Below are 23,215 nucleotides of genomic sequence, written 5' to 3' on the forward strand. Positions count from 1 at the left end.
ATAAAAAATTTTAATTTATTACATCATATATAAGATTATTCATTTTTCTATTCTATCATACAAACCACTATAACGTTTCGTGACAAGATTGATGCTACGTATAATTACATGATCTGTTGCATATAAAAAAAGACATTGACGAGATCTAGTAACAGCAGTATATAGTAATTCTCGTGTTAATATTGGCGTGTGCTTATTGGGTAATATTATTGCAATATGGTTAAACTCAGATCCTTGTGACTTGTGTATAGTCATAGCAAAACAAGTTTCATGTTCCGGTAATTGATATAACCGCACAACCTTTAATCTATCTTCTGGTAGAATAAAATATGCAGACAATTTATTTTGATCGTTTAGTAACAACACTCCGATATCTCCATTACATAATCCTAAAGATGGTTTATTACGTAATATAATGATGGGTCTACCTATATAATTACCAGAATTATTTAATTTAATTAATCCTTTCTCACTTAAAATTTGCTCAATGAAATAATTAATTCTTATCACACCAAATGGACCATCACGTAATGCACATAATATTCGATAATGATTAAAAGATTCTAAAATATTTGTTTTAGATATCTTAGTATATTGCAATTTTTGTAAATAATTAGAATATTCCATTGCGCAATTAAGAATCATATTCATATAACTTTCTTTTTCTACAATATAAATATAATGCAAATCTTTATATATGTTTGAAGTCAATAACGATAAAACGCGGGTACAATCTCCTAAATTTATAGCAACAGCCAATTGATTAATTCCTGATCTTTCATTAAATCGATAATTTTTCTTCAGTATACACATACCATCAATAATACTGTTGTAATTATAATGTGTGGATAGCTTAGAATAAGATACAATAGGGAATTCGTAACCTGTAAGATTTACAATTTCTTGATAACGTTTATAAGAGTATTGAAAACTAGAAAATTGACATATATCTTTAAATACAGATCCAGGCTCTACTGGATATAATTGATATTGATCACCAAAAAAAATAACTCTTGTTTGAGGTGAAATTGTCAAAAATAACTGAGCAAACATAGATAAACTAACCATAGAAGCTTCATCAATAACCAAAAGATCTAAGTGCATAGGATCTAAATAGTCATATTGAATATTTTTATTATAGAATCGTGTTTCTAGTAAACTATGTAAAGTGGTAGCTCTTTCCGGTAAATTATGTAAATAAGTTTTATCTAATTGTGGGATATTATTTATATTTATTTTAAAAGATTCAGTTAGAAGGGCTGCCGCTTTTCCCGTTGGGGCAATCATTTTTATTTTTAGGTCGTCATTACGATTACTACATAGCAATAGTGCCGCTATTATTTTAGCTATAATCGATGTTTTTCCAGTACCAGGACCTCCAGAAATTAACACTCTTTGATGTGTTATTCCAATAGCAGTAGCAATTTTGTGCCAATCGATTTCTGTATAAATTATAGGAAATAATTGATTTAACACAGAAATTATTTTTTCTTTTTGAAGAATATTTGACTGACATTTATAATTAAAAAACCGCGCAACTCTGCACTCATCTTCCCACATGTGATATAAATACAAACGCTTATTTTCTAATACTAATGGGGTAATTTTCGACCCATCACTAACTGCAGGACAAGAAAGTAATAATTCTTGCCAAGCATCTATCGATAATTTTCCTAATTTTTTGTATATTGCATAAACTAATTCAGGATGATTACCTTGAAATAATTTATCAAAAGTAATTAAACACAAAGGTAAACAAACATGGCCAAATCTAACATGAGCACTTAATGTCGCACTAGCCAATATTAACGCTTCTTTTACATTATATTTATTATTATTATCAGAAATAGGCAGAGTTAACACATTGGCAAATTGCACATCTAATGTATTCCATAACCCTAATTTTAAAGCTTTTTTAGTAATATCTTTCATTCGCAAAAATTATAAAAACTCATCTTATTAGAGTTAATAACATTACATATTTACATTAATTATAAAAAATTACACACTTTTTAATTAAAAACAAACATTTATTAATATTTTAATTTCACATCGCACTTAATTTATTTATACAAAAATATACTTTTGTAATTTTTTATCAAATAAATCAAGTATTATTTATTTAGCACTATTTTGATTGTTTCCAGAAAATAAACTATCTAATTTACTAACAAATATCGATAGTGGACGGAAAAAATAAATACCATTGCTAAATGATGTTCCATCCATTCCTCGTATAAATAAATAATATACTCCTCCAAAGTCTTTTTCATAATCATAAGATACAAGTTTACTACGTAGAAACCGATGTAATGCTAAAGTATAAAGTTGATATTGCAATTCATAATGATGTTTAACCATTTCTTGTTCTATCTTAGAACAAATATAAGAATTATTATTTGTTCCTAACCAATTAGTTTTATAATCTAATAAATAATAGCGATGATTCCAATAAAAAATTAAATCAATAAAACCTTGTAACATTCCTGTTAATCCTAAAAAATCAAGCGATTCAGATCTACGTGATAAGGGATCATAACATTTACATAAACGATCTAGTTCTTGTGGCATTAAATGTGTATTAATAGGTAAATAAAATTTAAACTCAGCTTTCTTATTTTCATTAATTATCTGTGAAAGAGTGAAATTCTCATTATCAAGCGGGGTATTAAGTATTATATATATCCACTCTCGAATGACATATCTCCAAATGGGATCAATATTATATCTTTCCATATGTATGCGCAACCATTTCATATCTACAAATTTTCTAAAATCTAAAACTTCAAAAATACTATGAAAAAAACTCCCACACACTTTTCCTTTAGGAAAAGTGTGTGGGGTCAATAAAATGTTCTTCCCCCGTAATTGAATATCTTTATTTATATCTAATTGTTTCTGAAAACCCAAACATGTGTCAACGCTTGTATTTTTTAGTGCACTAAAACTTGTTATATTCCATGGAATATAATTTGCAGATGCCTCCCATTTTTTTACAGATAAAAATTGATTAGACACAATAGATGGCGCATAAGAATCCAGTTTTTGAAATTGCGGAATAACACGGAAAGAAATGTCACCATTTGAACAAATACTTAACTTTTTTAAATTTTTCTTTAATGTTTCTATATTACCAGGGCTTTTTTTTTGAATTAAATATCCCACAGCACTATGATGTAAATCATTAATACTAGATTGCTTTTTATATCTACGCACTATTGAACCAATACCTATAGAGCAATGATAAATACTGCGAGTTATTGCTACATATAATAATCTTAAATCTTCTGCTAAACGCTCTTCATCTGCTAGTATTAAATTTGATTTTGATATATTAAAATCTAAATAAGTTTCATATGATTTCCTATCATGGAAAAAATAATTTTTTTTATAATTAAAGTCCGCTGCAAACGGTAAAAATATTAATGGAAATTCTAATCCCTTAGATTTATGTATTGTACTAATTTTTATAGATTGATAGTCATTACCTAATCGTAAGGTTTGGTCAGATGCTCTCTTATTTTTTGGTTGTGTTATTTTTAATGTTAACCACTCTATAAGAGAATACTCATCTTGTAGTTGTATTGAAACATTTTGCAATAATTCACCTAAATGTAAAATATTTACTAAACTAATTTCACCTCTTTGTGTAGATAATAACTTTTCGGGAACTTTATAGGAAAAAATTATTTTTTGTATCATTAGATACACGCCTTTTTTTTTCCAAATTGAATAATATTCAAAAAATTCTTCAAGTATTTTCTCCCATTTAGATTCGCTATTATTAATTTTTTCGATTTCAGCCGAATTTAATCCAAAAAAAATAGTTGTTAAAGCGGTACAAATTATATGTCGCTTTGGAAATAAAATTGCTTTTAACAACAATAATAATTCATAAGATTCTACTGTTTCAAAAATATTTTTATGACTAGATAAAAATACTGTTGATATGTTTACTTGTGATAAAGCAGCACGAATAAACGATGCTTCTTCATGATTTCTTACTAATACAACTATATCTGATATTTTTAATTTTCTTTTATGTTTTCCGTCTTCTAACCAAGCCGTCTCATTATATATTTCGTGTAATAAATTACATAAAACAGTGGCGCATTCTCTTGCCATTGCTTTTTTGTAGTTATCTATTGTAATTAGATTATCGGGATGTACCCAAAAACACATAGCTGTTTGTAGTTGATTATTTATCACAAATCGATACATACTATTTCTACTAGCTGCTACCGAAGGAATAAAAGGAATATCTTCAAAAATAAATGGATTAGGTATAAATTGAAATAATTGATTAATCGCATTAACTATACTTGATGATGAACGCCAATTAATATTGAGATTATATCTATTGTATATAGTTCGACGTATTTTCATATATGCAAATACGTCTGCTCCACGAAAAGCATAAATCGACTGCTTGGGATCCCCTATTAAAATAAGACCGTTTTCTAAATAATTATTATATAATATATGAAAAATTTTAAATTGCTGCTGATCTGTATCTTGAAATTCATCAATGATTGTTACTGGATAACGTGCACGTATTGTATACGATAATTTATTCTCTTTATCTTTAATTAAACTAGTAACTAAAACATTAACAAGATCATTAAAAGTAATTTCTGATCTTAAATGTTGGGTATCGTTTAGATTATTACTTACTTCATTTATTGCGATATTAAATATTAGTTCTTTAAATAATGACAACTGTCTATATAATTTCTCTATAGTATGAAATAAAGAATACATATAACTGAATCTATGATCGTTATGTATTTTTAACTCTGTCTCCCTAAAACGTTTTAGCTCATTAGGTATAGTATGATTAATTGTTGGTTGCGTAGCCCATCGATTAATTATATTTATCCAACGCATTAAATTTGTTTTGTTGTATATTCTATGATTAATATTATAAGCATTGATAACAACAGCTATACTATTTTCATTTTCACACCATTTCTTTTTAACACTATTAATGTAAATTAGGATCTTTTCATAATAAGTTACAATATTTTTTTTTTCTTCATGTGCATCATAATTATTAAAATTGAGCCGAGATCCATAAATATAAGGAAAAATATCATTTAAAAGAGCATTTGGATCATTCCAATATTCTTTAATTAAGCTCACTATGTTTAATGGAAGTACATAAAAATTCTGCCTCCAAAAATCAGTACACACCTGTTGGTATAATGTTGTTTCATTATCAATGATATTTGTATTAAACAACATATTTAATTCAATCGTATTATGATGTAGAATATTTTGACAAAAACTATGAATAGTGAATATAGACGCTTGATCGATTTTTTTTTCTGCTTCGAATAATTGATTTATAGCTAAACTCATATTAGATATTTTTGACAATAATTTATAAAATAAAAAATTACTGCTATATCCACGTATGCAATCCAATCGAAATTGACGAATATTTTCTCTTATTCGATGGCGTAATTCTTGTGCTGCAGATTGAGTAAAAGTAACTACGAGAATTTCTTTCACTGTTAAAGGACGGGAAAAATCTGATTTACTTCCTAAACATAATAATAATCTAAGATAAATTATTATTAGCGTATATGTTTTACCAGTTCCTGCTGAAGCTTCAATTAAATTAACTCCATACAAAGGCAATTCTAAAACATTTAAGTTATACATAATCTATAATTCATCATATCTAAACACAACCAAAGCTTATGTAATATGATTAAAAACCGTATTGTTATAATATTTTTTATCTGAAATAATATATAAAAATAAAATGACAATAAAATCAGAAATATCATCTGCTTATAGAATAAGCAGATGATATTTCTTAATAATAAAAAACAACATATTTTTAAAAATCATTTGTGAAGTTAGTTCATCAATCAAATTATATATATAAATAAAACAAATAAAGCCAAAATTTAATCTAAATAGAAAATACAAAAACACCCACAACACAAAATCTTAAATAAATAAAAATTATTTTATTAATATATATCGCGCAATAACTCATTGATCTTAACTTTATCTTTAGTTTTATCATCAACTGTTTTTACTATTACTGCGCAGTAAATATTAACACGACCATCTTTAGACGGTAGACTTCCAGGAACTACAACTGAACCCGATGGAACACGTCCGTAGTATATATTCCCACTTGCTCGATCATATATTTTAGTACTTTGTCCTATAAATACTCCCATAGAAATTACAGCTCCTTTTTCAACAATCACACCTTCGACAATTTCAGAACGAGACCCAATAAAACAATTATCTTCAATAATAGTTGGATTAGTTTGAATTGGCTCTAACACTCCTCCAATACCGACACCTCCAGATAAATGGACATATTTTCCAATCTGTGCACAAGATCCAACTGTAGCCCAAGTATCAATCATAGTTCCCGTATCAATATAGGCACCAATATTAATGTAGGAAGGCATAATTACTGCATTATCAGCAATATAAGCTCCATAACGCACAGTAGCTGGAGGAATTACCCGCAATTTTTTACTTTGAAAACATGTAGCAGACCATCCAGAAAATTTTACAGAAAACTTATCAAAAAAACGACCATCACCCCAAGTTATCAATTTGTTATCCAAAACATAAAATGATAAAAGAATTGCCTTTTTTATCCATTGATAAGTAATCCACCTACCATTAATTTTTTCTGATGTACGTAACTTACCACTATCTAATCCATCTATAATTTCACAAATAGCATCTCTGATAGTACAGTCGATATTACTTTTTGAAAGATATTCTTTTTTATCAAAAAAGCTTTCTATTATTTTCTGTAACTGATTCATATATTTCACATCCGTGACCTATAATTTATTTAAAAATCTTATTTTTAATAATTTTAAAAATAATTTCCCTGTTTGTATAATATACTAAAATTGATACTCAACATATCTGCAAATATTAGTTACATTCTATATCAAAAATCTGTCCATATCTGATAAAATAATCCATAATTCTGATTTATAGCTTTATCACATTATCATTTATATCTATTAGATAACATACTACGTTATTAATAAATTTATTAAACAACACATAGATAAATATCTGCATATATATCTGTAATATTACACTCATTCCAATTAATTTATTCAATTATAATTTATAATAAATTCATTTAAAAATTTTAAACACAAAATATATACTATTAACTATTATGATTAATAGTAGACGGGAAAGATTCATCAGAACGTAACGTTAAAACTTCACATCCATTTTCCGTAATAACAATAGTATGTTCATATTGTGCAGATAAATTATGATCTCTTGTCCTTACTGTCCATCCATCACTTTCAGTATAAATATGATGGCTACCCGCATTTACCATAGGTTCTATTGTTAACGTCATTCCAGATTGTAATATAACGCCTTCATCGTCAGCATCATAATGTAACACATGAGGATCCTCATGGAAAAATTTTCCAATGCCATGTCCACAATATTCCCTTACTATTGAAAAGTTTTGTGTCTCCACAAATTTTTGAATAGATTGACCTATACGTTTCAAACGTATCCCTGGTTTAATCATATTAATTGCCAAATAAAGACTTTTTTGAGTAATTTGACATAAGTCGTATCCCAACTTCGTTGACTGACCAACGGCAAACATTTTAGAAGTATCAGCATATAATCCATCTTTAATTACAGTAACATCAATGTTTATGATATCGCCTTCTTTTAATTTATGTAAATCATTTGGAATTCCATGACATACTACATCATTAATGGAAGTACAAATAGATTTAGGAAACCCGTGATAACCAAGAGGAGCAGAAATAGCATGTTGTGTTTTCGTAATATAATGATGACAGATTGCATCTAATTTTCCAGTACTAATGCCAGGTTGAATATAGGAACCAATCATTTCTAATACTTCTGCAGCTAACTTTCCAGCGATTCGCATTTTTTCTATATCTTCAGATGTTTTGATAATAATCGTCATAATATATAATCACAAATTTAGTATTAATAAATATACAACATCCTAACATTCCAACCATATAGAACATGTATACGAAATAATTTGCTGAATAAAAAATAAACTACATCAAATTAAACCTCTTATTTATAACTATCAAGAGCAAATAAATACACTTTATTTCAAAATATTTATTAACTATTTTCCTGTTTTATTTTATTGTAAAAACTATTCTTCATTATTAACTTAATAGGTTTAATATAACATATATAATACAATCTATCTATGTTTATAGATCAACAATTATCAATATTATAAATAATTTAATTTAACAACCAACCGAGGTGTATAATAATGGATAAACTTTCTATACGTAACCTGCTTCAGGCCGGTGTTCATTTCGGCCACCAAACTCGTTATTGGAACCCTAAAATGAAACCCTTTATTTTTGGAGTTCGTAATAAAATACATATTATTAACTTAGAAACAACTATATTAATGTTTAAACAAGCTTTAGTTGAACTAAACAAAATTGCTTCATTAAAAGGAAAAATTTTATTTGTAGGTACCAAAAGAGCAGCCAGTGAATCCATTAAAAAAACAGCACTTGCCTGTAATCAATTTTTTGTCAATCATCGTTGGTTAGGAGGGATGTTAACCAATTGGAAAACAGTACGCCAATCTATAAAACGTTTAAAAGACCTAGAAACTCAATCTCAAGATGGTACTTTTAAAAAAGTAACTAAAAAAGAAGCATTAATATTAAATCGTGAGCTTATTAATTTAGAAAATAGTTTAGGAGGTATTAAAAACATGGGTGGGCTGCCAGATGCTATTTTTGCTATCGGAGCAACACATGAACATATTGCTATAAAAGAAGCAAATAGTTTAGGCATTCCAGTCTTTGCAATCGTTGATACGAATTCTAATCCAGATGAAATAGACTTTATTATTCCAGGCAACGATGATGCCATACGTGCGATTAATCTGTATTTAGATATAATATCTAACGTAATACATATAGATTGCGCTCAATAGTTAATAATAGATAACTGCACGCAAATTATATTGGTTATAAAGCGTGTAGAATCATATATACTCTAATATGATGATATTACTATGGAAAAAAAATTAATTAACATTAATAATGACTTAATCAAAGAATTACGCAAACGTACTAGCATTGGAGTTGTAGAATGTAAGCAGGCTTTAATTAAAGCTAATGGAAATATTGAATTGGCCATAGACAATATGAGAAAATCTGGCCTAAAAACTGCTTATAAAAAATCTGGACGCGCAACATCATCAGGCTTAATCGCAGTAGAAATTACATCTAATAAACAATATGGTATTATGATAGAAATCAATTGTGAAACTGATTTTGTAGCCAAAGATAGCACTTTTCAAGAATTCGCTAAAACTGTTAGAATTACAGCATTAAATGAAAAAATTAACAGTATTGACGTATTAAAAACTAGATTTGAAGAACAACGTTCCAATATAATTTCACAAGTTGGAGAAAATATAAATATTCGTAGGTTTATTGTGTTAATGGGTAATTTTTTAGGATGTTATGTACATGGCTCTAAAATTGGTGTAATAGTAAATGTTAGTGGCGATGCGACTGCAGATTTAGTTAAACATATCGCTATGCATATTGCAGCTAAAAACCCCAAATACATTAATGTAGATGATATCCCAAAAGATGCAATGATTCGTGAGTATCGTATTCAAATGGATATTGCCGTAAAATCTGGAAAATCATATAAAATTGCAGAAAAAATAACTGAAGGACGCATGAATAAATTTTTAAATGACATTGTATTAATAAAACAAAACTTCATAATGGATGATAACAAAACAATAGAACAATTATTAACTGAATATCATATCAGAATTAATAATTTTGTTCGTTTTGAATTGGGAGAGAATATGTAAATTAATATTTGATAATTATCAATATGAACATTTAATTACTTAAATACAGCGGATTATCATTAATTTTTGAGCAAATATATTCAATATTTTGAGAATAGAAATTGTATTAATTATATTGATTAATCAGAATAATTATTGAGATACATATTTTACTTCAATAACTTAACTAAATCAGGGCCTGCGTCTATTTATACCATTTTTTGTGAGGAATGTAATTAATGGTAACTCACACAAAGCCAATTTATCGGCGTATCGTGCTTAAAATGAGTGGAGAAGCTCTACAAGGCGCCGAAGGTTTTGGAATAGATACCACTGCATTAAATCGGATGGTTATAGAAGTTAAAGAACTAGTTAATATAGGCGTTCAAATTGGTATAGTCATGGGAGGAGGTAATTTATTTCGTGGTACTGGATTAGCTCAAGCCGGTATAAATCGAATAGTTGGAGACCATATTGGAATGTTAGCAACTATCATGAATGGGTTAGCTATGAGGAGTGCATTACATCGCGCTTATGTCCATTCCCATTTAATGTCAGCTATTCCACTAAGTGGAGTATGTGATCATTATAATTGGGTGAAAGCCATTAATTTACTATCTAATAATTGGGTAGTAATTTTTGCTGCTGGCACTGGTAATCCTTTATTCACTACTGATTCTGCAGCTTGTTTGCGCGGTATTGAAGTTAAAGCAGATGTAGTACTTAAAGCAACTAAAGTAGACGGAGTATTTTCCACTGATCCAATCCAACATCCTGATGCTACACTATATGAACATTTAAGTTACAGAGATGTATTAGAACGTGAGCTGAAAGTTATGGATTTAACCGCGTTTACATTAGCACGAGAACATAACTTACCAATACGTATATTTAATATTAATAAACTTGGAGCATTAAAAAGAATAATAATGGGATATAAAGAAGGGACTTTAATAACCAAGTAATTTAAAAATTTACTCAGATTAAATACACAATTTACATAAATTAACTTTTAATAAAAAACATAAACCAGAGATATATGATGTGATGAATACAATTAATAATATTCAAACAAATTCAGAAACTGATATGAAAAGATGCATCAAAAACTTTAAAATCAATATAAATAACATTCATATAGGTCGTATTTCTCCAAATATGTTAAATAATATCCGAATAGATTACTATGGAACACCAACTCCATTATCTCAATTAGCAAATGCTATAGCAAAAAATTCGCGTACATTAACTATTACTGTTTTTGATCAGAAAATAATTAAATCAATAGAAAAAGCCATTTTTATGTCTAATTTAGGATTAATTCCTGTTTCTTATGGTAATATTATTCAAGTTACATTGCCTTCGTTAACTGAAGAGCGCCGTCATGCTTTAATAAAAATGGTACGAACTGAGGCAGAAAAAAGTAAAATCTCCATAAGAAATGTACGTCGCCTTGCTAATGATAAAATCAAGATTTTGATTAAAAACAAAGAGATTAATGAAGATGAAGAGCATGATTTTCAAAATAAAATTCAAAAATTAACCAATATTTGGATTAAAGAAATTGATGTTATCTTGACAAAAAAAGAATCAGAATTAATGCAATTCTAAATATTAGATTATTGACTATATACATCCCCGTATATACGAGCAACAAGTATAAATTTTTTAATTTATATATTCTATAAATACTATTGGCTTACACATATGCAATCTTTAACAATTTTAGGTAGTACTGGATCTATTGGAAAGGCCACTCTTTCCGTAATACAACAACACACTGATAAATTTTTTGTATACGCATTAATAGCTAAAAATAATGTTTCCGTAATGACAGAACAATGTATAATGGTGCGCCCCAAATTTGCATGTATGATCTGTGAAGATTCTGCAAAAAAATTGAAAAAAAATTTAATTACAGCTGGCAAACATAATATTGAAGTACTATCTGGCTCAATAAACGCCTGTGAATTAGCAGCGATTGATGATGTTGATATGGTTATGTCAGCCATAGTCGGAATTGCTGGATTAAAACCTACTTTTTCTGCATTACGTGCTGGTAAAAAAATATTGTTGGCAAATAAAGAAATTTTAGTTACTTGTGGAAAATTGTTTATGCAAGAATCTAGACGATATCATTCATGTATACTACCTATAGATAGCGAACATAATGCAATTTTTCAAAATTTACCAGTAACATGTCAAAAAAATTTAGGACATTTATCCATATCTGAGTATGGTATCTCTCGTATCGTACTAACCGCATCTGGAGGAATTTTTTTTAAAATACCACAAGAAAAATTAGCCACAATAACACCAGAACAGGCTTGTGTGCATCCCAACTGGTCTATGGGGCGTAAAATATCAGTAGATTCTGCTACTATGATGAATAAAGGATTAGAATATATAGAAGCGCGCCATTTATTTAATGCCGCACCTCATGAAATAGAAATTTTATTGCATCCTCAATCTATTGTCCATGCTATGGTATACTATAAAGATGGAAATATCTTAGCACATTTAGCTCCTCCAGACATGACAATTCCTATTGCGTATGCAATGGCTTATCCTAACAGAATTAAATTGAAACCCTCATCTAATATAAGTGTGGATTGTTTCAACAAATTAAGTTTTTATCAATTAGATAACCAAAAGTACCCTTGCTTGCAATTAGCAATAGATGCTGATAATTGTAGTCAAGCAGCAACTATTATTTTAAACGCAGCAAATGAAGTTGCCGTAGAAGCATTTTTAAACAGAATGATTTCCTTCACTGCAATTCCTAATATTATTCGTCATGTACTTGATAAAATAAATTTAGATGATCCTAATAATATAGAAGATGTTTTATATATTGATCAAAAAGCTCGTGAAAAAGCAATATCAATATGTATTGAATGATAACCGGTGTTGTATGAAACAAATTATCATATTATCACACTTTTAATAATGTAAAATTATGCAGAAACGTAATTCATCTATAATTATTAGTGTTTACTTTTATAAATAATATTTTTAAATTAACATATAAGTATCTAGTTTGGAAAATAAATAAGTGTGACATTATCTCAAAATAACCAAGACCTTAGCACTGTTTCATCTGATTTATTACCACGCCATGTTGCCATTATCATGGATGGTAATGGCCGTTGGGCAAGAATACGAGGGAAATTACGTATCATTGGGCATCAAGCCGGATTTAGCGCAGTGCGACGCGCTGTTCACTTTGCTGTTAATTATAGGTTTGATGCATTAACTCTATATGCATTTAGTAGCGAAAATTGGAAACGTCCCGACAAAGAAATTAATTCCTTAATGCAATTATTCGATCAGGCACTAAATAACGAAATCGATGTTCTACATAAAAATAATATTAAACTGCAAATCATCGGAGATACTAATCGATTTACTATTGAATTACAAAAAAACATACGCCGTTCTGAAAAACTAACCTCTAAAAATAGTGGACTAAAACTTAATATTGCTGCAAATTATGGGGGACGATGGGATATTGTTCAAGGAGTAAAACAACTCGCCATACAAGTGCAAAAAGGAATATTAAATCCTAACCAAATTGACGAAGATACTTTATGTAGATATGTATGCATGCATGAATTAGCTCCAGTAGATTTAGTGATCCGAACGGGAGGAGAGCATCGTATTAGTAATTTTTTGCTTTGGCAAATAGCGTATGCTGAATTATTTTTTACGGATGTATTATGGCCTGATTTTAATGATATTACATTTAAAAGAGCACTAAATACTTTTATGAAACGAGAGCGACGATTTGGTAACAGTGTATCGATTTAATTTAAACAAAACACAAGAATAAGGGAAAATATGTGTTAAGAAATCGTTTAATTAGTATGTTTGTCTTGATTCCTATTACTATTTCTGTAGTATTTTTATTATCTATTATACAATTCTCAATTATTGTATCTATTATCTGTTTAATCAGTGCATGGGAATGGAGTAAAATAATGAACTTCCCCATTTATATACACCGAACGTGGATATGTATTATCTTTGGATTATTGTGTACTATGGTAACAATTATAACATTTCAAAATTATTTATGTTTTAGTAACTGGCGTGTTTTTTGGTATATTTTCAGTGGCATTATTATAATGTGGTGGATATTAGCATTTATATTAATATTATCTTATCCTGCTTCCGCTGTTTTCTGGAGAAGATCTAACATATTGCAGTTTTTTTTCGGAATACTAACAATTTTACCTTTTTTTTGGGGGATATTAATTTTGCATCAATTTCATCATATCAACAATAACATTACTGGGAAATGGTGTGTACTATATATCATAACATTAGTCTGGATTAATGACTCAAGTGCATATGTCATTGGGAAAACATTAGGAAAGCACAAATTATTAAAAACTATATCTCCTAAAAAAACATGGGAAGGCTTTATCGGAGGTGTGCTAATATCAATAGGTATTGCGTGGTTATTTATAACACATATACCAATAAATATTATAAACCCATCTATCATGTTTGCTTGTTCTACAATTGCAATTATAGCCTCTATCATAGGAGATTTAACCGAGAGTATGTTTAAGCGAGAATCTGGTATTAAAGATAGTGGCAACCTAATCCCTGGACATGGAGGAATATTAGATCGTATAGATAGCTTAGTTGCTGCTGTCCCAATTTTTACTTGTCTAATATTGTTAAGTCACTTTTAATAATAATTAAAATAAAGAATGTATAAAAAATAATGTTATTACATTTTTTTTGGAATTTAGCTGCATTTGTCCTTGCATTAGGAATACTTATTACAGTTCATGAATGTGGACATTTTATAGCAGCACGGGTTTTCAAAGTAAAAGTAGAAAGATTTTCTATAGGATTTGGCCCCATTTTATGGAGTCGACGTGATTCAAATGATACTGAATACGCAATTTCCGCCGTCCTTTTTGGCGGATATGTAAAATTGTATAATACGCAAGAAAAATCAATCTATTACAATCAAGGACACAATAATGCTTTTAATCACCAACACGTTTGGAAAAAAAGTATTATCGTAGCCTCAGGACCTATTTTTAATTTCATTTTCTCCATTTTATCATATGTAATAATTTTTATGATAGGAATACCTGTACATAAGCCAATAATATATTCTATCATACCCGATTCCATTATTGCTCAATCGGGTATACAGTCTGATGTAGAAATTACATCAATTAACAATATTAAAACACATAATTGGAATTCAGTCCGATTAGAAATTTTTAATAGCATAGGTAAAGAAAAACTTATTATCTCTACAACATCAATAAATGATATGTGCATTAAAACCTATACCATTAATTTATCTCATAACTGGTTTAATAATCTTGATAATCCTAAAGACCCCATAATAACATTAGGTATTCTTCCTTTTAATACAAACATTGTCCCAATCCTGTCCAGGATACAACCTGATTCTGCCGCACAACAAGCTGGCTTAAAAATTGGAGATAAGATCATATCGATTGACGATCAATTAATACATCACTGGGAATCAGTGACCACAGCTATTAAAAATAACCCAGGAAAAAATTTTAAAATTTCTGTAGAACGGGAAAATAAAATAATAAATTTAAATTTAACACCAAACAAAAAAAATCTGATCCATTCTGATAAAGTAGAAAATATTATAGGTGTTTTACCAAAGATTATTAGTGACACTCCAACAAAATATTATACAATCCATCAATATAGCTTGCATGCAGCTATACTACAGGCCTTCAAAAAAACTTGGACATTAATATGCCTAACAACTAACACATTATTAAAATTGATTATTGGAGATATTAAAATAACCCACCTTGGAGGGCCAATAGCAATAGCAAAAGGAGCGGGAGAATCAGCTCAATCCGGACTAATTTACTATCTCATGTTTTTATCATTAATCAGTATCAATTTAGGAATTGTCAATTTATTACCTTTTCCAACACTAGATGGTGGGTACCTGTTCTTTTTTATAATAGAAAAAATAAAAGGAAAAGCAATATCAAAAAAAATACAAAATTTTGGTTACATCATAGGATCTATTATGCTCATAATAATAATGTGCTTAGCATGTTTCAACGATATATCCAGATTATGGTAATAAAAAATATAATTAAATCAAAAAGATTTAAATAATAATAATGTGATGAAAAAAATACTTATAGTATTATTATTGGTGATGAGTGACATAGCGTGCAATGCTGATTGCAGCGTAAACAAAATTTATTTTGATGGATTAAAAAGAATTTCTTCAGATACAGTATTGTTTAATTTACCTTTAAAAATTGGAGCTATTATTAATGATGAAGATATTGCAAATAGTATTAAAACACTATTTTCTACAGGATATTTTGAAGAAATTAACATATCTAACGATGAAAAAGGAATGATTATAATTCGAGTAAAGGAACGCCCAATTATTAATAGCATTAATTTTTATGGAAATAAAATAATTAAAGAAGATGTAATAAAAAATATATTAAATGAAAAAAAAATACAACCAGACCAACTATTTAATGAATTTTATATCTTTGAAGTAAAAAAAGAATTGGAAAACTTATACCGTAACTTCGGTAAATTTACAGCCACAATCAAAACTGTAGCTATACCACTATCAAGAAACCGGGTTGATTTACAAATAATATTTACCGAAGGTAAAACCGCTAAAGTGCAACAAATCAATATTTTTGGTAATCATGTATTCCATACAAAACAACTGTTATCACAATTTAAGTTATATAGAAAAATTAAATGGTGGAACATATTATCTTGTCAGAGATATCAAAAACAAAAATTATTTCATGATTTAGATGCGCTATATAATTTTTATGTAAACCATGGTTACGCCAAATTTCATATCGATGAAACACAAATTGATTTTACACCAGATAAAAAAAATATTTACCTATCTTTATATATTACTGAAGGTATGCAATATTCATTTGATTCTTTAGAATTATATGGAAATATATTAGATTATTTCTATAATATTAAAGAATATATTAAAATTTCTTCTGGAGAACTATATAATCATAATCAAATTCAAGAAATAGAATATAAAATACGATATTTGCTAAGCAAAAATGGTTATATTCAACCTATCATATCAATAAATCCCAAAATCGATGACAACAATAAAAAAATAAAATTATGTATATATGTTGATGTAGGACATCATTTTTATGTGCGTGAAATACGCTGCGAAGGTAACAACATTACTAAAGATGAAGTAATTCGAAGAGAAATACATCAATTAGAACAAACGCAATTAGATTATACCCGTATCATTCAAGATCAAAACCGACTTAAACGCCTTGGTTACTTTAAAACTGTAAATACTCATATTGAGTATGTTCCGAATACATTAAATCAAATTGATATTATTTATAAAATTGAAGAACACAATACTGGTAATCTAAATTTAAGTGTCGGATTTGGAACAGAAAGCGGTATGAATTTACAGTTTGGAATGTATCAAGAAAATATATTAGGTTCGGGAAATGCTATATCTATTGCCAGTACTAAAAATCATTATCAAACTTATTTTGAAATATCAGCTTTAAAACCTTACTGTAACATTAACAATATTAGCATAGGTGGAAAAATATTTCATAATAATTTAAATACGAATCATACGGGTTTATCAGATTATAATTTAAAAAATTGTGGAATTAATATTAATTATTTATATCCAATTATTAAATACAACACATTTAATATAGGATTAAACTATGCATCTAATCATCTAAGTAAAATAGCCCCTCAAGTAGCCATATGTCGTTATCTAAAATCTACAAAAATTCATCCAAAAACTCCAACTAATAATAAAATTTTCGATAACACTATCAATTTTAATACAAATGATTTTTTATTAGCCTCAGGATGGACTTTTAACAACACTAATCACGCCTATTTTCCTACGAATGGTGCACACATTAATGTATCCAGTACGTTGGCATTACCTGGTTCTGAGAATCAATATTATAAAATTATAATTAATAGCAAAAAATATATACCTTTAGATCAAAATTGTAATTGGATATTAATGAGCTCCATACATGCTGGTTATGCGGGAAGCATGAATAGAAAAGAAAGTCCTTTCTATGATAATTTTTACGCTGGAGGTATTGGAACAATACGTGGATTTAGATTAAATAGTATAGGTCCAAAAGCTGCATATTATCATTGTAACTACCCTGAAAAAAACTATTCTATGTGCTCAATACAAAACTCTCAGGATTCTGTTGGTGGAAATGCGATGACTCTTTTTAAAACCGAGTTGATTATTCCTATTACATTTTTTGATGTACAATACTCTGATACAGCACGTATTTCTCTCTTCTTAGACACAGGTACTGTATGGGATACGTTTTGGAAAAATACAGAAGCAACACAAAGAGCTGGTATTGTAGATTATAGTATTCCAAGTAATATTCGTATGTCTGGTGGTATGGCATTGAAATGGATGTCTCCAGTTGGACCGATAATTTTTTCTTATTCAAAAGTAATAAAAAAGTACTTTGGAGATATAAAAGAACCATTTCAATTTAGTATTGGAAAAACATGGTAAATTTATATATTGTACAAACACAATAAATATTATAATCAAAATAATAAATTTTTTGTATTTTATTAAACTAAGAGGTTTACAGTGAAAAAGTGGACATATATGTTAAGTATAATTATTTGGATCATACAAATTAATCCCGTTGGTGCTGCAAATAAAATTGCGATAGTTAATATTTCCAATATCTTTCAACAATCTTCACAGCGTGCAAAAATAATTAAACAACTTGAATATGAATTCAAAGATCGTGCTACCGAATTAGAAAAGATGGAGCATGATTTGCAAATAAAAATACAAACATTACAACAAGATGGCGCTACTATGCAAGCAATTGAACGTAATGAATTAGAAAAATCATTAATAAATCAACGCGAAATATTTTCTAATAAAGCTAAAGAATTTCAACAAGAAAATCATTCGCGTCAAACAGAAGAAAGGGATAAAATTCTTAATATAATTCAGAATGTAGTATCTAATGTAGCTAAAAAAGAAAATTATGACATAGTAATAGATACTAATGCTATAGTGTATTATAACGCTCATATTACAGATATTACTAATTCCGTAATGAAACAAGTTGGGTAAATTATGATTGAAATGCGACTATCTGACTTAGCGCTACAGTTAGGGGCTAAATTATATGGTGATAAAAATATAATTATTACTGGTATTGCTTCTATAAATAATGCACAAATAGGGCATATAACTTTTTTAAAAGATCAAAGATTTTTAAATCAATTAAGTTCTTGTCGTGCTTCAGCAGTAATATTATCTAAAAATAATTTAGTTTTCTGTAGAGTTGCGGCATTAGTAGTAAAAGATCCGTATCTTGCATATATCAAAATTGCACAATTAATGGATAATGCTCCTAAACCAACTAAAAATATCGCATCCGGGGTAATTATTGCCTCGGATGCGATATTAGGAAAAAGAATAGGAATCGGCGCTAATACAGTTATAGAATCCGGAGTAATTTTAGGTGACGATGTAATAATTGGACCTGGTAGTTTTATAGGAAAAAAAACGAAAATAGGAACAGGCACACGGTTGTGGGCTAATGTTACTATATGCCACGAAGTAGAAATTGGTGAATGTTGTTCGATACAGTCTGGAACTATAATTGGTTCTGATGGATTTGGATATATTAATGACCACGGTGTTTGGGTTAAAATTCCTCATTTAGGAAAAGTTAAAATTGGAAATAATGTAGAAATAGGCGCTTGTACTACCATTGATCGCGGGACATTAGATGATACTACAATTGAAAACGGAGTGATTATCGATAACCAGTGTCAAATTGCACATAATGTTGTAATTGGTGCACATACAGCGATAGCAGGCGGTGTTATCATGGCAGGAAGTTTAACTATAGGACGATACTGTATGATAGGTGGAGCTAGTGTAATCAATGGTCATATTAATATTTGTGACAAAGTTACAGTAACTGGAATGGGTATGGTAATGAAACCAATAACACAACCTGGTATTTATTCATCAGGTATTCCTGTTCAGCCAAATACAATGTGGTGGAAAACTGCCGCATTAATCATGCGAATTAGTAGTATAAACAAACGTATAAAAACCATAGAACAAAAACTAAAAAAGCTACTGTGCCTATAATTTTTTAAGATAATTAGGGCAGTTTGTTCTTTATCCTGTTAGGATGAACAGGATAAACGTTATGAATGCGACTTTTATCTTAAACAGGAATAAAAATCTTGATCACTGATACTTGTGTTTTGCATATTGAAGAAGTTTTAGAACTTTTACCACATCGATTCCCATTTTTACTAGTTGATCGTGTACTAAATTTTGAAAAAGGAAAATTTTTAAGAGCAGTAAAAAATGTTTCTTTTAATGAACCATTTTTTCAGGGTCATTTCCCAGGAAAACCTATTTTCCCTGGAGTATTAATTTTAGAAGCCATGGCTCAAGCTACAGGTATTTTAGCCTTTAAAAGTACAGGCAAATTAGCTCCAGGAGAATTATATTATTTTGCTGCTATCGATTCAGCTCGATTTAAGCGCCCAGTACAACCCGGTGATCAAATGATCCTTGATGTTGAATTTATTAAAGAAAGACGCGGTATTGCACGATTTAAAGGAATTGCTACAGTAAACAAAGAAATGGCTTGCGAAGCATCAATGATGTGTGCTCGCAGAAAGGAAATTTAAACTGATGATTAACCAATCTGCCATTATACATCCTAGTTCTATCATAGAAAAAGGAGCAATCATCCACGATGATGTGTATATTGGGCCATTTTGTTTTATTGGAGCACAAGTTGAAATAGGAGCACGAACTGTACTAAAATCTCATATTGTAATCAACGGAATTACTCAAATTGGAGAAAACAATCAAATCTATCAATTTGCTTCTCTTGGAGAAATAAATCAAGATTTAAAATATGCAAAAGAGCCCACTCGCATAGAAATTGGTCATTATAACAAAATTAGAGAAAACGTTACTATTCACCGCGGTACTATACAAGGGAAACAGATTACTAAAATAGGAAGTGGTAATTTATTCATGATCAATGTACACATTGCCCATGATTGTATAATAGGAGATCATTGTGTCATGGCCAATAACGTTACTTTAGGCGGTCATGTAAGAGTAGATGATCATGCCATCATCGGAGGGATGACCGCAGTCCATCAATTTTGCCTTATTGGAACTCATGTTATGATTGGTGGATGTTCTGGCGTAGTTCAAGATATACCCCCATTCATAATAGCTCAAGGCAATCACGCGACGCCTTTTGGATTAAATATTGAAGGTTTAAAACGACGAGGTTTCAGCCGTTCTTCCGTACACGCTATTAGAGATGCTTATAAAATCCTATATCGTAGCAACAAAACTATTGAATCAGCCAAAATAGCTTTAAAACTATTAGCCATTGAACACCCCATCATCAATAAATTTGTAGATTTTTTAATACATTCTCAAAGAGGAATTATTCGTTAATAATGTCTATGAGCCATCGCACTATTATTATAGGTATAGTAGCAGGAGAAGTTTCTGGAGATATGTTAGGAGCAGGATTAATTCGAGCATTAAGAAAACATCTAAAAAAAGTATGTTTTTTTGGAATTGGTGGGTCTTGTATGCAATCTGCGCATATGAAATCTTGGTATAATATAGAAGAACTATCAGTTATGGGCTTCGCTGAAGTTATTATGAAACTACCACGATTAGCATATATTCGTAGAAATTTAATTCGTAGATTTATTAACTTACAACCAGATGTTTTTATCGGTATTGATTCTCCAGATTTCAATATTTCATTAGAAACTCGTTTGAAAAAACATGGAATTCATACAATTCATTATGTTAGTCCATCAGTATGGGCATGGAGAAAAAACCGTATTTTTACGCTTAAAAAAGCTACCGATAATATTTTAACTATTTTCCCATTTGAAAAAAAAATATACGATCGTTTTAATATACCATGTCAATTTATTGGACATCCATTAGCAGATCAAATACCACTCAATCCAGATAAAACTTCTGCCCGTCAAAAATTAGGCATTCCGCGCGACATATATTGTTTAGCATTATTACCAGGCAGTAGAATCAGAGAAATTAAAATGTTAACTCATGACTTTTTAGCATGTGCTGAATTGTTAAAAAATCATTTTCCTAGTCTCGAAATTTTAGTACCATTAGCTAATCAAGTATCTATCAAACAATTTATTAAGTTTGCATCAAAATCGGTTAAATATCGTATACTACATAGCAAAACAACATGGGAAATAATAATGGCAGCAGATATTTCTTTGGTAACCGCCGGGACAGCAACTTTAGAATGCATGCTAGTCAAATGTCCAATGGTTGTCGCTTATCGAATGAATCCTCTAACGTTTATGTTAGCTAAATATTTAATAAATACCCCCTGGATATCATTACCTAATTTATTAGCAGGGCATGAATTAGTAAAAGAATTTATTCAAAACGACTGTCTCCCTAAAAATTTAGCGCAAACATTAATTAATGTATTAAATTATAATGACAATCAACGTATGATGTTACTAAAAAAATTTAGACAATTACATTACAGCATTAAATATAATGCAGATGATCGAGCGGCTCATGCTGTTTTGAAATTAATTAAGTGATAAGAATATTATTAAACACATAGGTATAAAAAATTTCATGAAACATCAAAAATACTATTTATCAAAAAAATCAAAATTAATTGCAGGCGTAGATGAAGCAGGATGCGGATCATTAGCTGGATCAGTAATAGCTGCAGCCGTGATATTACACCCAACACAACCAGTTTTTGGATTAGCTGATTCTAAAAAATTAAGTAACAATAAGCGATTTAATCTATATAAAAATATTATACAAAATTCATTAGATTGGGGTATTGGATCGGCTAACGTCGCAGAAATTGATCGCTTTAACATTTTACAAGCTCGATTATTAGCAATGAAACGAGCAGTACAAAATTTATCTATCACACCAGATTTGATTCTAATAGATGGGAATCATGCTCCAAGGTTTGTAGAAACACCTTATCAGTGTTTTAAAAAAGGAGATTCTAGAATCCCAATTATAAGCGCAGCTTCTATTATAGCTAAAGTTACTCGTGACCAGGACATGGTTATGTTAGATATACAATATCCAAAATATGGATTCGCTCAAAACAAAGGATATCCTACTGCTTTTCACCTAAATCAATTAGAATTATATGGTCCTATATCACATCATCGAAAAAGTTTTGCTCCTATAAAACATAAAATTTTTTCACATCAATAAATAACTTTTATTCA

At 29.2% G+C, this 23,215-nt stretch carries 19 protein-coding genes; 15 read left to right on the plus strand and 4 right to left on the minus strand.

Annotation, left to right across the window (positions count from 1 at the left end; genetic code table 11):
• Positions 1-39 precede the first annotated feature (39 nt).
• From recD to map, 4 genes are all read right to left on the minus strand, one after another.
• Complete coding sequence (gene recD / locus M9408_RS02945) at positions 40-1,932, minus strand: exodeoxyribonuclease V subunit alpha (RefSeq protein WP_250257136.1); 1,893 nt, start codon at positions 1,930-1,932, stop codon at positions 40-42.
• 186 nt (positions 1,933-2,118) lie between these two features.
• On the minus strand, positions 2,119-5,667 hold the full coding sequence (recB, locus tag M9408_RS02950; RefSeq protein WP_250257137.1) for an exodeoxyribonuclease V subunit beta: 3,549 nt from the start codon (positions 5,665-5,667) through the stop codon (positions 2,119-2,121).
• Positions 5,668-5,984: 317 nt separating this feature from the next.
• The gene (gene dapD / locus M9408_RS02955; protein WP_250257138.1) at positions 5,985-6,809 is read right to left on the minus strand and encodes a 2,3,4,5-tetrahydropyridine-2,6-dicarboxylate N-succinyltransferase; all 825 of its coding nucleotides are present in this window, start codon (positions 6,807-6,809) and stop codon (positions 5,985-5,987) included.
• Positions 6,810-7,171: 362 nt separating this feature from the next.
• Positions 7,172-7,966, minus strand: coding sequence for a type I methionyl aminopeptidase (gene map, locus M9408_RS02960; RefSeq protein WP_250257139.1), 795 nt, complete (start codon positions 7,964-7,966; stop codon positions 7,172-7,174).
• Positions 7,967-8,296: 330 nt separating this feature from the next.
• Between map and rpsB the strand changes: the two genes are divergently transcribed.
• The 15 genes from rpsB (at position 8,297) to rnhB (ending at position 23,201) form a co-directional block, all read left to right on the plus strand.
• Entirely contained in the window at positions 8,297-8,980 is a 684-nt protein-coding gene (rpsB, locus tag M9408_RS02965) for a 30S ribosomal protein S2 (protein ID WP_250257140.1), read from the plus strand.
• An 81-nt stretch (positions 8,981-9,061) separates the two neighbouring features.
• A complete protein-coding gene (tsf, locus tag M9408_RS02970) occupies positions 9,062-9,880 on the plus strand; it encodes a translation elongation factor Ts (protein ID WP_250257141.1) in 819 nt (272 codons plus the stop codon).
• A gap of 218 nt (positions 9,881-10,098) precedes the next feature.
• Positions 10,099-10,824: a UMP kinase gene (gene pyrH / locus M9408_RS02975; RefSeq protein ID WP_250248292.1), complete on the plus strand. Its 726-nt coding sequence runs from the start codon at positions 10,099-10,101 to the stop codon at positions 10,822-10,824.
• A 79-nt stretch (positions 10,825-10,903) separates the two neighbouring features.
• A complete protein-coding gene (gene frr / locus M9408_RS02980) occupies positions 10,904-11,470 on the plus strand; it encodes a ribosome recycling factor (protein ID WP_250257142.1) in 567 nt (188 codons plus the stop codon).
• A gap of 96 nt (positions 11,471-11,566) precedes the next feature.
• Complete coding sequence (gene ispC / locus M9408_RS02985) at positions 11,567-12,760, plus strand: 1-deoxy-D-xylulose-5-phosphate reductoisomerase (protein ID WP_250257143.1); 1,194 nt, start codon at positions 11,567-11,569, stop codon at positions 12,758-12,760.
• A gap of 231 nt (positions 12,761-12,991) precedes the next feature.
• On the plus strand, positions 12,992-13,669 hold the full coding sequence (gene uppS, locus M9408_RS02990) for a polyprenyl diphosphate synthase (protein WP_250257488.1): 678 nt from the start codon (positions 12,992-12,994) through the stop codon (positions 13,667-13,669).
• A gap of 32 nt (positions 13,670-13,701) precedes the next feature.
• Entirely contained in the window at positions 13,702-14,562 is an 861-nt protein-coding gene (locus M9408_RS02995; protein WP_250257144.1) for a phosphatidate cytidylyltransferase, read from the plus strand.
• 32 nt (positions 14,563-14,594) lie between these two features.
• A complete protein-coding gene (gene rseP / locus M9408_RS03000; RefSeq protein ID WP_250257145.1) occupies positions 14,595-15,971 on the plus strand; it encodes a sigma E protease regulator RseP in 1,377 nt (458 codons plus the stop codon).
• A 45-nt stretch (positions 15,972-16,016) separates the two neighbouring features.
• Positions 16,017-18,440 (plus strand): outer membrane protein assembly factor BamA, encoded by a 2,424-nt coding sequence (gene bamA, locus M9408_RS03005; protein WP_250257146.1) that lies wholly within the window; start codon positions 16,017-16,019, stop codon positions 18,438-18,440.
• Between the two features lie 81 nt (positions 18,441-18,521).
• Entirely contained in the window at positions 18,522-19,022 is a 501-nt protein-coding gene (locus tag M9408_RS03010; RefSeq protein WP_250236657.1) for an OmpH family outer membrane protein, read from the plus strand.
• A gap of 3 nt (positions 19,023-19,025) precedes the next feature.
• On the plus strand, positions 19,026-20,057 hold the full coding sequence (lpxD, locus tag M9408_RS03015; RefSeq protein WP_250257147.1) for a UDP-3-O-(3-hydroxymyristoyl)glucosamine N-acyltransferase: 1,032 nt from the start codon (positions 19,026-19,028) through the stop codon (positions 20,055-20,057).
• Positions 20,058-20,155: 98 nt separating this feature from the next.
• Complete coding sequence (gene fabZ / locus M9408_RS03020) at positions 20,156-20,611, plus strand: 3-hydroxyacyl-ACP dehydratase FabZ (protein ID WP_423775054.1); 456 nt, start codon at positions 20,156-20,158, stop codon at positions 20,609-20,611.
• 4 nt (positions 20,612-20,615) lie between these two features.
• Entirely contained in the window at positions 20,616-21,404 is a 789-nt protein-coding gene (lpxA, locus tag M9408_RS03025; RefSeq protein ID WP_250257148.1) for an acyl-ACP--UDP-N-acetylglucosamine O-acyltransferase, read from the plus strand.
• Between the two features lie 8 nt (positions 21,405-21,412).
• Complete coding sequence (gene lpxB / locus M9408_RS03030) at positions 21,413-22,555, plus strand: lipid-A-disaccharide synthase (RefSeq protein WP_250257489.1); 1,143 nt, start codon at positions 21,413-21,415, stop codon at positions 22,553-22,555.
• A 37-nt stretch (positions 22,556-22,592) separates the two neighbouring features.
• Complete coding sequence (gene rnhB, locus M9408_RS03035; RefSeq protein ID WP_250257149.1) at positions 22,593-23,201, plus strand: ribonuclease HII; 609 nt, start codon at positions 22,593-22,595, stop codon at positions 23,199-23,201.
• Positions 23,202-23,215: the final 14 nt, after the last annotated feature.

It is taken from the genome of Candidatus Blochmannia vicinus (assembly GCF_023586525.1).
GTDB lineage: Bacteria > Pseudomonadota > Gammaproteobacteria > Enterobacterales > Enterobacteriaceae > Blochmanniella > Blochmanniella vicinus.